General features: G+C 42.1%; 10 protein-coding genes. 1 reads left to right on the top strand and 9 read right to left on the bottom strand.

The features are described 5' to 3' along the window. Positions 1-267: 267 nt before the first annotated feature. The 4 genes from DZ860_RS23110 to DZ860_RS23095 form a co-directional block, all read right to left on the bottom strand. Positions 268-1,686, bottom strand: coding sequence for a UvrD-helicase domain-containing protein (locus DZ860_RS23110; RefSeq protein WP_120035638.1), 1,419 nt, complete (start codon positions 1,684-1,686; stop codon positions 268-270). Continuing rightward, on the bottom strand, positions 1,683-3,407 hold the full coding sequence (locus tag DZ860_RS23105; RefSeq protein ID WP_120035636.1) for an ATP-dependent nuclease: 1,725 nt from the start codon (positions 3,405-3,407) through the stop codon (positions 1,683-1,685). Before DZ860_RS23105 ends, DZ860_RS23110 begins: the two co-directional genes overlap by 4 nt. Before the next feature lie 334 nt (positions 3,408-3,741). Then, positions 3,742-5,118: a DEAD/DEAH box helicase gene (locus tag DZ860_RS23100; protein WP_120035634.1), complete on the bottom strand. Its 1,377-nt coding sequence runs from the start codon at positions 5,116-5,118 to the stop codon at positions 3,742-3,744. After that, positions 5,112-5,612 (bottom strand): VspR family transcription factor, encoded by a 501-nt coding sequence (locus tag DZ860_RS23095; protein WP_279386843.1) that lies wholly within the window; start codon positions 5,610-5,612, stop codon positions 5,112-5,114. The genes DZ860_RS23100 and DZ860_RS23095 overlap by 7 nt, the downstream gene beginning before the upstream one ends. Before the next feature lie 133 nt (positions 5,613-5,745). On the opposite strand from DZ860_RS23095, the gene DZ860_RS23090 reads away from it, so the two are divergent. Then, positions 5,746-6,072: a helix-turn-helix domain-containing protein gene (locus DZ860_RS23090; protein ID WP_120035631.1), complete on the top strand. Its 327-nt coding sequence runs from the start codon at positions 5,746-5,748 to the stop codon at positions 6,070-6,072. 72 nt (positions 6,073-6,144) lie between these two features. Here the strand turns inward: DZ860_RS23090 and bcp are convergent, their stop codons facing one another. The 5 genes from bcp to DZ860_RS23065 all read right to left on the bottom strand — a co-directional run bounded on the left by bcp (position 6,145) and on the right by DZ860_RS23065 (position 13,215). After that, positions 6,145-6,609 (bottom strand): thioredoxin-dependent thiol peroxidase, encoded by a 465-nt coding sequence (bcp, locus tag DZ860_RS23085; protein ID WP_120035629.1) that lies wholly within the window; start codon positions 6,607-6,609, stop codon positions 6,145-6,147. Between the two features lie 162 nt (positions 6,610-6,771). After that, positions 6,772-7,275, bottom strand: coding sequence for a bacterioferritin comigratory protein (locus DZ860_RS23080; protein ID WP_120035627.1), 504 nt, complete (start codon positions 7,273-7,275; stop codon positions 6,772-6,774). Next, the gene (locus DZ860_RS23075) at positions 7,275-9,470 is read right to left on the bottom strand and encodes a site-specific integrase (RefSeq protein ID WP_120035625.1); all 2,196 of its coding nucleotides are present in this window, start codon (positions 9,468-9,470) and stop codon (positions 7,275-7,277) included. Before DZ860_RS23075 ends, DZ860_RS23080 begins: the two co-directional genes overlap by 1 nt. A gap of 14 nt (positions 9,471-9,484) precedes the next feature. Continuing rightward, positions 9,485-11,812: a hypothetical protein gene (locus tag DZ860_RS23070; protein ID WP_120035623.1), complete on the bottom strand. Its 2,328-nt coding sequence runs from the start codon at positions 11,810-11,812 to the stop codon at positions 9,485-9,487. Beyond that, on the bottom strand, positions 11,812-13,215 hold the full coding sequence (locus tag DZ860_RS23065; protein ID WP_120035621.1) for a tyrosine-type recombinase/integrase: 1,404 nt from the start codon (positions 13,213-13,215) through the stop codon (positions 11,812-11,814). The genes DZ860_RS23070 and DZ860_RS23065 overlap by 1 nt, the downstream gene beginning before the upstream one ends. Positions 13,216-13,307: the final 92 nt, after the last annotated feature.

Below are 13,307 nucleotides of genomic sequence, written 5' to 3'. Positions count from 1 at the left end.
ACGCGGCACCATTGAAAAAAGTTATCCGCTTAAAAAGCCACAGAGAAAAGGAACCCAATAGATTACTGATGTCCGCCATTAGGTAAAGTAACCTTAAACGGAAGCCTGCAATTTGAAGTAGATACAAGGTCTAAGAAGGAATGGGGCATTTCTGATTTGGAAATGGCAGCATCACCTATACGATCACTACCATGTTAGTTTGACAATTTAATGCTCGGTATAGAATGAGCTCTATCACAGGTGACAACACTGCATTTGGCGTAGCAATTAGCTTATTTGATTATTTCGAGAGAAAACGGTGACAGTTTTAGCTCCACGAGAAAGTGCAACGTACAGGTGTTTATTGTCCATTCCTCTATCATTAGCATCGAGAATTAAGCAATGATCGGCTTCCAGTCCTTTAAGTAGCAATGTCGAACCAATTGCTCGTTTAGGGATTCGGGTATCACCTTTTTGTCTTATCTGCTCTCTTATAATCATTGCTGATTCTGACATAGTTTTGTCTGGAGAACTAACCGACAGTGATACAGAGTCCTTCAATGCGGTAAATGCGCTTCTACGGTATAGCCTAGTACCATTTTTACTCTCAACTTCTTGGAGAGCAGTCAAAATGTCAGAGCGTTCATTACGAATGGCAACGTTAGATAGAGCATGTTCAAAGGTGGTTGGTGGTTGCCTGTTTCTTCCCGCAAGAATACTTTGAACACGAGTTAATGTTCGTGTCATCTCAACATTAGTAGCCATTGTACTAGCTGTAGTAAGAATGCTTTCTACCAGATTTATACCGCTTAAACGATCAAACTCGCCAGCTGCAGTAATAACCTGTGCTAATTGAACCTGCTCAACGACTTGAGTCATACGACTACTTTGTGCGTATCTATGTCGAGACCGTTCGTTCATTGCACTGCCAATGATAAGGAACGAATCAGTCTGATTCTGGTTTATTATTCTTTGCTGGGCATTCTGCTGATTAATAAGGTCAGTCTGAGCGTTACCTGTGAGTTGATGCCAAAGCACGTGGTTAGGACAGTTAGTAAGATCTAACCTTCCTCTTCGTAAAAGTATTTCCCTAGCCTCAAGTATCCATTCACCAAGATCAGGTGCACCCGCATTGTTCCAACGCCATGGCGTACCTAAGGTATCAAGCAACGGGAACCTATGTTGCACTTCTTGCTGCCAATCAGGCATTGGTCCTGCAAAACTGAATATGCATTGCATCGGATCACCAAAAACCACCGTTGGTAATACTTGTGAAAGGGATACGATGATATTATGTTGGTTGTTGTCACAATCTTGATATTCATCTACCAGCAGTCTTGAATATGAAGCCTTTATGATTTCGTGAAGTCCTCCTGAATTGAGAGGGCTAAGCACCGATCGTCTGAGTTCTGGATAAAATAGGCGAGGATTATCGGGTGATACGTTGATTGGGCAAGATGCTGGAAAACTATTAGCTATTCGAAGCGCCCAACCATCAATAGTTGTCACTACGTAATGAGATGAAGGAACTGACAGCCGGCGTAAGCGTTTCTTAAGAGCCGAAACGCCTGCGGTTGTATGTGTTAGAACCAGTATCGGTTTTTTCGCCCTAATCGATAATGCTTCCGTAATCAGATGTGTCTTCCCACAACCTGCGGGCGCAACTATTGAACCTAAATCGCTATCCAGTACAGCTTCAAGGCTCATATATTAATCGCCCATTGAAATATAGCATTCACAGGTGTTGTTAGTTCTTCCGTGAAAGCATTGTAATTAGGGCCAATAAGGTTTCTGGCTATATTTTCCGCGGGTTCTATATCTTTGAACCAGCCCTTTTTATTGGCAGCTTTAGCAAGGATTGCTCGCTGGGAATCGGTGAATCGCTCAAGACAATCATCTAGAGTCACTGACTGGTTTGAATGTGCTTGAATATGAGCGTTTATTGAGTCGGCTCCCTTCCTTTCAACGGCCACATTCAATAATTCGGGGATAATGGCTGCGGGACAAGAAGTAAAGATAGCATCCTCTGTTGCTCTATTATGATCCCATTCAATTACGGAAATACCAGCTGCTATTGCAACTTCTCTGTGTTCTCGGTGCTGATCAGCTTTATCAGAATCTTTAAAAATTGCCGTAGGATAACCTAGTGATGAAAAAATGTGCGCCCTTGCAAACATAGCATCGCCTCCTCCGTCCGCGCAATGGACGCCTTTGGACGTCACCGTCTGATATCCAACATCTTGGTTACTCAGGTCTATTCCTCTTACTATTCCAATTTCCGTTTTACCTTCACAAACGATCACACTCTTACTGAAGAAAGATTCGGCACAGGCACGTAATGTTGCTTGCTGCAGACCTTCTCCATTGAGGCTATATATTGTATGTTGAATATGCTCAGGGCTAAAAGCTACCTGAGCCGGTGTAGGTCTGCGCATTACGTGGAGTTGTTGAGCCTGTAACTCACGAAGCACGTAAGGCGAGTGAGTTGTGATGAATACTTGCTGAGTTGGCTCAACATCTTTAGAACCTAGCTCGTTGAGTAAACGAGTAATTCGATATGGTTCTAGTCCGTATTCAGCTTCATCGACAATGATTACTTTAGAGTGACTGGCCGCTTTCTGCAGTCCGCTAATTAGAAGTCTGGACGAACCTGTTCCTAATTGTCTAAGAGGAGTATTATCACTGTTGTGAAGACTTATAGCACCATTGGATAAGGAGATTCCATTTACATCTAGTAATGCTTTCAGTTCGCCAACAGGAACACCTAAGCCATTGGATATATTCTGGACTTGTTGCAAAACGCCAGCAACCCCTTCAACTTGTTGTTGTGCGAAGGCTTCACGGGTTTGTCTTCCTAACTGCGCAAGAGTGCTTGATACATCCAATGTCTCTTCAGAAAGCTTGTTAAGGATTGAACGGCTGCCCCAAGCAAGGTTCTGGTGCGCAGTTGTGCCTAAGCGAGCAGGAGATAAAAGCTCTCTATGTTTCCATGGTAATCTACGTTCTAATCCATCCGCTTCAGCCCTTTCCGAATAAAGTCTCCAATCTGGGTCTAAGTCACAATCTACAGTTAGTTTTATGGTCAGAACAGTTTCAGTACCTTGCTGAGGCTCATCAAGGATTTCTTTAGTAGTAGCATTATACCCCCTTAAGAAGAATCCATAGCTTTCGATATTCTTCAGATCATCATGCAGATCACCTAGGGTGATTGTTATCGATAGTGGAGACTGGATATTCAGTTGGTAAAAATCAGCATCGTTGAATGAATAAGAACGTCGAGCACCGAGCGTAAGATCGATAGCATCTAATAGTGTAGATTTACCTGAATCGCCGGGGCCAATTAGGCAATTTAATCCTGGCTTTGGGTGCCATGATAGCTTTTTGATTGTTCTAAAGTTTTGTATTTCTATATGGCGTATAACTGACATGAATAATTCTCTGCGTATCAAACTAACAAACTTACACCAGTATACGCCTGGCATCTGCTAGAGAATAAGATCACCAGCACTGATTTGACATTTTATGATACTACGCACTTAATGCTGACCTCTGAATAAATGAGGATTGACTGCGGTCCAACGAAAACTAAGTAGAAGTGCAGCAGACACGATTAGTCCATGTCCACCCTGGTTGAGAGTAGGTGAGGCTCGTGCTAGCTATGGAATGGGGCAACAGCTTGTTACCCAAATTAATTTTATAGCTGTTAGCGCTTCGTCCAGCACGTTTTGGGGCAGAAATGTGCTACGTGTTCGTATTCATAAGCTATGATGAAAAAGCCGAAATAACCCTCTGCCTAAATGCACCAAGCCTCAACTCATCAAACGCGCCCAATGTTCCTGTTCGCGTACAGCAAGTGCTATCACCATTTCCCCATGAAACGGTTGAGGCCTGACGACTTGGACGCTCAATAAATGGCTGAGAATTGAAAATACTCCCACTCTGACTAAATTCTGATTCAACAGGCTTACCCATATTTGCAAAAACACAAGTCTCAGGAATATCATCCTCAATTCGTTCTGCAAACTGTATGAGGCTTTGTTCAGCAAAAGTGAACAACCACGCTTGTTGTCCAGTTGAAGAGTTCACTCTAAGTATGCGTCCAAGCACCTGCCTAAAGTACAGCTCTGTTTTAACTGAACTCATATGGCAACACACTTGAAGCCTTGGTATGTCAGTACCTTCGCTGATCATACCAACGCTAACAATCCATTGAGTGTTGCTGTGTCTGTAACGCTCTATTTCTGAGAGGGGCTCTTCATGGCGGTAGGTGACTATCGAGACGGTTTGCCCATATCTTTGCGATAGTATCTCTTTGATTGTTTGCGCGTGTTGAACCGAAGCAGCAACGACTAAACCACCGGCATTCGGTGAGTCGATTCTTATTTTTGCAAGACGCTCGCAACCTAACCCTAATAGATACTCCATCGCTTCTTGGTTGCGTATGACACTTTGATACGACGCTTTAGTCTGCTTAAGCATCTCTAGTATTGATGAAAAAGACTCTACTTTTTCACTACTCCTAACAGACAGGTGTTCATTGTCGATTAAAACAATCTTAGGCGAGCGACAAACGTTATCTGTTATCGCTTGACGCAATGTGTATTGGTAATCAATGCTCAGCTGTCCATCAGGGTCGCTGTATTCTCCTAACACAATTGGTAAAGAGTCTGAGCGCCAAGGAGTGCCAGACAATGCTAGTGTATAGGTCGCGAGCCCCTGAATTTTAGTAAGAATCTGTTGACCCCAAATGTTCGCATTTTCAATCTCAGATCCAGAGCAGTGATGTATTTCATCAAAGACAACAAACACTCTGTGGTTGCGCAGCGTTTGCCAGAACTCTTCATTTAAGAATTGGATGGATTGGTAGGTAAAAGACTGTCCAATGGAGCCCAATCCACCGTTAAAGGTGCAGTTTAGAATGGACGAAAAGGTTCTTTTTATTCCATGTGAAACCGTCAAAGATGGTGAAAAGCAAAGTACTAGATCAACCATGTCATTTTGCAATAAGTTCAATGCTATATCGGCGGCGAGAACCGTCTTACCGGCACCGGGTGTTGCTTGGCAAAAAAAATGAGAGTGATTTGACCGGTATTTCTCTAGTGCTCTTTTTGAACATTCAACCTGCCAGTCTCTTAACATGATTTAGAGCCTTTAGAGAGAGTGTTTATGACCTTTGTTAGGACATTAACTTTACCTAGAAGAAATGCCGCGCGTTCTTTTGTTTGCTGGTGCAAAGGCGCTAACCTAGCTTCAAGCTCTGGGAATCGCTTTATAATTGATTGAAACTCGTCTACTTCTCCAAGCACTATTTCAAGCTCGCCTTTATGCTCGTTACGTTCTTGCAATAAAACAGAATAGTCGTTAACTGGCATGAGTGGCGTTGGGTCGGGTTGAGCAAGTTCATTAGAGTTCGCGAATAGCTCTTTAAATAATTCAGTTTGAAAGTAAGTCTTTGTTCGCCCAGAACCTTCACTTCGCAACCACTTATGTTTCTCGAAGCGCAATATTTGTCGGTAGACTTTTTTTCGAGCTTCATTGATATCAGTAGGCTCAATCTCTATTGAGAGCCACGTATCTCTGGCCTCTACCACAGTAAAACCATTTAACTGTCGTTCAATCAATAACTTGTGCATTAGCACGCCAACTCTTTTAGGCAGTTTCATCTCTGTAATTATATCAACCAAAAACTAAGGATTGCTTAGTATACAGATTTAATTGAAACTAAGAAAATCTTAGCTAATACGAGATCAGAGAAATGAATCGCAAGTGTCATTCTGCAACCCAATCCCAATTAGACTCAAAGAAGCACGGAAAAAAGCCAAACTCTCTCAAAAGGCATTGGGAGTGCGTATAGGTGTGGATGAAAGTTCTGCAAGCCCAAGAATGAATCAGTACGAAAAGGGCAAACATACCCCCGATATTGGGACTCTCAAGGCATTGGCAGACGAACTCAGTGTGCCTTTGAGCTACTTCTTTTGTGAAGATGACATTTCTGCTGAATTGGCTGTGAACTTGAATAAACTTTCTCTATCGGATAAGCAGAAGGTTCTTGAGATAACAGCTCGATTGATTGATGAGTCGAAAAAGGGGTAAATCTCGCTTGGCTGTTTGAACGAAGGGCCAGTGAGGTTAGCACTGGCCATGGTTATCCGCATAAATTAAGAATTATTTGCTGTTTAGGTAGTCCAATACAACTTCATGGTGATCTTTGGTCTTAAACTTGTTAAACACATGCTCAAGGTTGCCTGACTCGTCAATCAGGAAGCTTGTTCTTACAACGCCCATACTTTCACGGCCCATGAACTTCTTGAGTTGCCAAATACTGTACTTCTCACAAACTTCGTGTTCTTCATCAGCTAGCAGAGTGAAGTTAAGCTCTTGCTTGTTGATAAAGTTCGTCAGCTTTTTTGGGGTGTCAGGGCTAATACCAAGCACGACAACATTGTGGGCATCTAGTTCAGCTTTCGTGTCACGTAATCCCTGAGCCTGAATGGTACAGCCAGGAGTCGAAGCGCGTGGGTAGAAGTAGAGTAGTACCTTCTTCCCTTGAAGCTCAGAGAGCGTCACTGGGTTATTGTCTTGGTCATTCAGAGTGAAATCTGGTGCAGGTTGTCCAGCTTCGATTGCCATTTGTTTTTCCTTACTTTCTTAATTAGTGGTGTGTGGCGTAGCATTCTTCTCTACGTCCTATTTAGAGCATTTTTATTACGTTAGAGTGTACATTTTTATCGATAACTCAGTGTCCCGTCTAGTGATTACTCCAAACAGGACAGCCTTGAATGGTAGTGTTAACTACTTTGGTTTTCTAAATGGGTGTGTAACCACATTGTCTAAACAAGTCGAGACGATTTTATCCATAGCTTTTTCTCGCTGACTCTCATGCAGCATATCCATCAGCTCTTGAACTACTTTTACATGAATGGCAGCTTGAGTAGCCAGCGCCTCCTTATGGCTTTGAGCCTCATCGTAATATTCTTTTTTCTTCTTATTGGCTTGCGTTCGTTCACCTTTGAGCGCCTTTATTTCCTTTTGAAGCACTTCAATTGGGGTGTCTGTATTCTCATCTTGAGCAACTTGTACTTCTAATGATTTGTTTTTTATCATCAGAACGACATCGCTGTGCCTTCTGAGTGCGCCAGCAGAAAGTCCAGCTTCTTTTTCAACGCTACTGTTGTTGATTTTGAGTTTGCCTTTTCGCGCTTTATTACGAAGCTCTCTCGATGTTAACTTAGCTACATCACCGCTTAGCAGCCTTTCTAGTGCGTCAATTAGTTTCTTTTTTGTTGCCTGTGACATTATGAAATAACTCCAAATGGTATGAGTAAATCCCTAACTTCATTAGGAAAAACGACTGGCTCATAGTCGATACCTAAATCATTCATAATACGTTCTGCCGCTTGAATTTTAATGTAAGATTCAGAGGCAGTTTGAGGGGTGAGTTCATTATTTTCAATATCGTAAAGCATGTGAATTTCGGCTTCTTTACGCTTTGCTTCAGCAAATACGGTATCCACGATGTAGTCATTCTTGCAATCGACGCATTCAATGAGGTTAACAAGTGTTCTTAAGCCACAAGTGGTTGAAGTGCAATATATCCCAGGTGCAACCGCATGAAGGTGTTGTTTTTTATTTCGAATTTGCTTTTTCCAGAAATTTAGAGAAAGCATGTCATTATCCACTTTGTCTGTGAATAAGTTTCGGTCTGTTTTGGTCATGCTTTTAGCAAACTCTTTGCCTTTACCGCCTGCAACTCTTTCCTTGTTTGCCAATTTCTGATAGATATTCAAATAGACACGAGCTTTTTGGTTGATTCGTTCTTCATCAATTTCGTTCGCAAGTGTCTTTTTCTTTTGTCTGATTTTTTGAAATTTACTGGCATTTTTAGCGTAATGCCGCGTCATTGCCATAGACACATGACTGAACTGTTGTTTGAGTTGTGGGAAGTTGCAAAGCTCGTAACCAATTAAAAAATAAGCAAATGAGCGGCGAAGTTGGTGTGGCGTAAACTCATAATTGCTGCCCAATTCAAATGATAAATTGGGGTCAGATACTTTTAGGTCAATAAGGTCTTCATTGGTCAGCGCAAGCTCTTCACCCATAGCATCGTTGAACCAAGCAACAGAGTGCTTTATTATTACTTTTTTGCTTATTTCACTGAAATCCTCTTTTATTTTATGGAAGAAGGATTGTGAGCTAGGATGCCTTTTTCTAAGTGGCGTGTGCAGCGCTTGAAGGACTTCATAAGCTTTCATACCAATCTCGGTCGTAACAAACTCATCTTGTATTGATTGAGAGCCTTTGGCTGTCTTTGAAAGGTTGGCATGAATAACGTATATACACTGGCGGTCAATGATATCTTCGGTGCAGCCCTGAGCTGTATTCAGACTATACATTTCATCGCTTCTCATTCCCGTACGAGCCATTAACCCCCATAAGCAGCCGCCATTAAGCTTTTTAAAAAGTGATTGAGCCTCTTTTAGATTGGTGATTGACCATTGCCCAATCGTCAGCTTTCGTTCGCTGTGGAATTTATCTATACAAGCGGTTTGTATCTCTGGTTTATGAAGTTGTGCGAGAGCTAATGTCTCTTCTTCATTTGGAGAGTGAAGTGCCGTGAAAGCTTGTTGAAAAGCAATGGTGCGCTTTTTGCTTTCTTTATTCGACTTGGCTAAGTACCATCTAATACCCCCGTTTTTTTGTCTAGCGTCACCACTGACCATATATCGAGCATAACCTACATAGGCTTTTTCGGTGTAGGTGGTAATGTAATCTGCCAGTTGCTCTAGTTCATGACGAAGAGCGTAAGCTCTATTTATCACCTCTTCCGACTTTTGAAGCCCCAGATAGTAAAGCCTTTGTGGAATGACGGTATGTTGTTTACTTTCTTTAATCGTTAAACCAAAATACGAGGCGTTAAGTTTTTTATTTAGGTTCACTTCAAAGGGTAAGCCTATAGCTTCTGTATAAAGGCGGTTTAACCCGCTGTATATTGGCTCTCTTTCAAAATCGATATCGGTAAAGTCCGTTAGCACCCAAGTTTCGAGTCGGTCAAAGTCCAATGCAGACAACGTATTAAACCCCTCATTTAAAAGCGGGTTGATGACTTTTTTTAGATCATTTAGCGCATTATAAAGAGTCTTAAAGGAATGGTCATGAGGTGAAAGCCACATCATTTTAAGAAGGAGAGCTTTAAGCTCATTTTTTAGGTTGCGCTCAATCACTTTGCCATCGTTAGTTAAATCTAGGGTCACGCTTTTCTTTGCTTGCGGCTCAAAATGAGACTGCAAATTTCTCCAAGCTTCATCATCGGCAATTTTACCTAATGATTCTCCTGTTGCCGTAAAGCCTATATCAAGAGCTTCGAGTTCATCCCAATCGCCGCGCTCAATCGCTGGCTTTAATACATCGATTAGGTAATTAGTATGAGCGCCAACGTTTTGCTGCGCTTTAAGAAGCTTGTTTTGGTACTCTAGATCAGAGAGTTTTATCATGTGAGCCTCCGTAACTACATAGATAGAATCGCATGGTCGATGGACACTCTTGGGTGACGACCTTGGGTATTGAATTTTTTCATGGCTTCATCGAATACATCGTCACTTGCCCCATCCAGCGTACACTCAAACGCTTCGATTTTTTCTAGAGCACCCCCTTTCGAATCAGGGAACAAATCAAGCCCTTCCTTAAAAACATCGATGTATGAAATTAGTTTATAAATAGCATCAACGTCATCTACCGCTTTGGCTGATTGGCACTTGTGGCACATATCAAACTCAGCGCAAGGTAAGTCTACCCCTAGCGCATAGTTCGTTTCACGTTGTGTATTCTTACCATCAATCATGACTTGCCTCCCATCACAGGCTATTCCGTTGGGATTGGTTTTACGCTTTTTCTCACCTTCTTCGTATGTCAGCATCGGAATACCGCGCCTTTGAGCAACAGCATCTTTTGCTTGCTCTAAGTCATTATCAAAGAGGTTTTCGATGACTTCGATACCTTGAGAAAGAATGACTTTATTACGTGATGGAAGCCCGTTTATGTAACTTCTCTCTATTGTGTCTCGCTTGTTTTGGAGCAAGCTTTGAACGGCTTGAATCCCTCCCTCCGCATAGGCTTGATTACTGCTCATTTCTCGCCAGCGACTTGACTGAAGAGAGAGGTAGTAATAGTTGGGTTCAACAGACCATTTGTGCATGAGACTGGCTGAAATAGGGCTAACACCCTCCCAATCACAAGGAACACTTTGGGAAGTTCTTGTTAAAAGCAGTCGTTCGTATTTCTTAGGCTGTTTGTCTGCTCTTTCTTTCGCATATTGCTCTATATCTTTAATAAGCGTTAAATCACAAGCAGGGACTTTGAAGTATCCTGTTTCGCCACTTCTATAGTTAAAAGAAACGATAACATTGCCATCGTTATCGATTTCGGAATAGGTGAGCGGAAGTAAAACTCCCTTAAGTGGAAGGTCTGTGTAACAAGATAAAATGCAGTAGGCGCTGTTGGTCGCTCCTTGTCCTGCCTTAGTTTTGGAAATTTCCAGCACTTCTTTATGAACAACCGTGCGACCTAAATGATTCATGACCTTTTTTGACGTAATGACTTGTTGATTTCGGTATGCGTAAAACAACTCTTTAAACCAAGGTAGATTACCCGTCCGATGGGGAGATAACAGGTGCAGTTTGTTAACGAGTTTTTTATTTAGCTCTGTCAAACTAAAGGAATCATTGACTTCTGAGTGATTATTGAGAGTAAAAAGCATCACAGAGCCATCTTCACCATTGCCGTAGAGTTTGGATAATCGTTCTAGTAGCTTTAAAAACTTCACGCCATCGCGCTTATCAACATCAAATTTCTCCCCCACCAAAAGGGCATCGACTTCACTGTTTGAGCGAGGCTTATAGCTTGAGACCTTGACTATCTGTAGGCTTTTATCTCGCTCTTCGGTATGAACATGAATTGGGTGTGCAATGTTTCGAATGTTGCTGTCGTTCAGTGAGGTAAAAAAGCACATTAAATGATAGGCGGCCCCCATCGTAAGGTTTAAGGCCGCAGCAGCATTAACAGCGGTGACATTTTTGCTTTTGCATTTAACTCGCGCTTCCAATGATGTGGGGATGTGAACCGTTTCCTCATGCAAACCAAGACTAATGATAAGAGGCAGAGTTTCGGGTAAAGGCGTGTTGTTTTCTTTAGCGGCAATGAGCTGAGGCGCGAGAGTAAAAAATAATGCTTCTAATCGTGTAACCAGAAGCTTTTCTTCTTCATCTGAGTACCCCTTAAACGGCGTTCTTTCTCCTGCAAACCCTCGGTGATGCCTAGCCCAGTCGGAAATAGGTAAGCCGCACCATTCAAGCGCTGTGCGAAGGGCTGAAAGCACTGCCGCAGCAGACGATTCTTTAATGCCTAACTCATCACCATGATTGTATTCCCACAGGCGTTTTGAAGGGGCAAAAACTTTAATACGATGTCTTAACTCGCCATCGTTGCCTGCATACTTCAAATAACCACTTTCGGAGAATGGGTCAACATTTAGTGCATCACAAACAGTAAGATAAGCGCGTAAGTTCTCGTAGCATGCTTTGACGCTTTGGGCCGAATTACCATTACTGACATATTGATGAGCTTTTTTGCAAAAAGACCGGATAAATATGGTTCGGCTGCTTATTTTTTCGTTTTCTTTGTTAGCCCCAAAATACAATAGATGAGAAACATCGAACTGCTGCACTTGAGTTGAATGAACATTTTTATAAGGAATATCAAGATTCAAAGGAACAACATTTTGACTGTTCCGCACATGCTTGACGGTTTTGGACTGTTTTGCGATTTTACTTTTCGCCATTACGACCAACCTCCGCTTATTTTGCGGTTTTTGGCTTTAGCCGTGTTGATTTGGTCGTCTAGCTTATTCATGTACTGAATGTACTTTTCAGTGGTCGATGTACTCGCGTGTCCCATCAATTCCGCTAAGTCACCCATAAGGTAGTCATAGCTAACATTTCGCTCTTTTGATTTCTCCCAAAGCCAGTGAGTTGCAAAGGTAGAACGTAAATCATGGATTCGGTAATACCAAGATGTGTCCACTTCGCGAATCTGTTTTCTAAGGTTTGAAAAGTGCGTTTCTAGTGTATTGGCGGAGTAAGGCACACCTTTGTTTGAGAGAAATAGGTACTCAACGGTATCCATTTCGCTGCCTGCCAGAATAAGCTCATTGCGCTTGTTTAGGTTTTTAAGTCGCGCATGGCTTTCTTTGTGTATCTCTAGCTCTTCGTACAGCTCGATAGGGATTTCTACGGTACGCGCCTTACTGCCTTTGGTGTGAGTAATTGCAACTGGTACAATTTCCAAGTCACTGTAGTCTGCGTTTCCGATATCGTGAGCTGGGAAGTGAATGGCTTCATCTATTCTAAGTCCTGCTTCGACACATAGGCGAAAGATGAGTTTTGTCGTCTTCGGGAGTGACGCTATATGTTCATTAAATAAGACTTTGTGCTCGGGATGCATGGGTTTGAGTTTTTTGTGAGCAGGCGTATTTTGTTTCTTAGGGAACATCCTCATGATATTGGAAGTTTCATAAGTGCGCTGAGAGCCAGATTTTGTGTGAGCCAGCATATCGTGTTGGTTTAATTCCTGACGCACTGTTTCTGTGGTGTAGTGGGTAACGATATTTTCATTATTATTTTTGATGTAGCCGTTTTTTTGCATCCACTTATAGAACCCAACTACCACACCCATATAGGTGCGAGCGGTAGATAAGCTAAAAGCCTCGCTGCCATTAGCGCCCTCAATATCATTGCAGTTCGCAAGCAGGAACTCAGCAAATCGCCAGGGAGCACCTTCTTCTTCGTATTTCGATAGGGATTTATACGTTAGGTATTCACATGGTATTTCATGACCATCTTCATCAACTTGAGAGTGGTGAGTCGAATCCAAATAACGCGTGAAAGCCAGCAAACCTTTTGCGATTGAACTTGTGTCTTTTACAGACGCTTCACCACGTAATTTAGAGACTAGATAAAGAGATTGCGGATAAACCACTCTACCGTCAGGGGCAACGATGATATCGGTTTTCTTTATGCGTGATTTTAGATTGGAAGGAGAGAGGTCGGGAGAGTATGTCACCTCTCCAGATTCAGTATCGGTATTCTCTGAAATTTTCAGCTTTGCTAATGTATCGACTTCGACAGAAAGAAGTCGGTAGTCATCATAAGCATCAGAATATTTTTCTTCATGTGTTTCTATCACAAAACAACCCTCGATATGTTACCCACATATCAAAGATAGATTTGTCATAAAAAAATATCAAGGTTTTTTGTCATGAAAAATTTCCAAGGGTA

Origin of the sequence: Vibrio sinensis (assembly GCF_003605645.1) — a bacterium.
GTDB lineage: Bacteria > Pseudomonadota > Gammaproteobacteria > Enterobacterales > Vibrionaceae > Vibrio > Vibrio sinensis.
Note: the sequence above shows the minus strand (reverse complement) of the source record. Positions and strands in the feature narration are given on the sequence as shown.

What these genes read in the sequence shown, in the direction of transcription:
- DZ860_RS23075 (WP_120035625.1), bottom strand. Translation starts at nt 9,470, where the DNA reads ATGATAAAACTCTCTGATCTAGAGTACCAAAACAAGCTTCTTAAAGCG.
- DZ860_RS23080 (WP_120035627.1), bottom strand. Translation starts at nt 7,275, where the DNA reads ATGTCACAGGCAACAAAAAAGAAACTAATTGACGCACTAGAAAGGCTG.
- DZ860_RS23070 (WP_120035623.1), bottom strand. Translation starts at nt 11,812, where the DNA reads ATGGCGAAAAGTAAAATCGCAAAACAGTCCAAAACCGTCAAGCATGTG.
- DZ860_RS23095 (WP_279386843.1), bottom strand. Translation starts at nt 5,612, where the DNA reads ATGCACAAGTTATTGATTGAACGACAGTTAAATGGTTTTACTGTGGTA.
- bcp (WP_120035629.1), bottom strand. Translation starts at nt 6,609, where the DNA reads ATGGCAATCGAAGCTGGACAACCTGCACCAGATTTCACTCTGAATGAC.
- DZ860_RS23100 (WP_120035634.1), bottom strand. Translation starts at nt 5,118, where the DNA reads ATGTTAAGAGACTGGCAGGTTGAATGTTCAAAAAGAGCACTAGAGAAA.
- DZ860_RS23105 (WP_120035636.1), bottom strand. Translation starts at nt 3,407, where the DNA reads ATGTCAGTTATACGCCATATAGAAATACAAAACTTTAGAACAATCAAA.
- DZ860_RS23110 (WP_120035638.1), bottom strand. Translation starts at nt 1,686, where the DNA reads ATGAGCCTTGAAGCTGTACTGGATAGCGATTTAGGTTCAATAGTTGCG.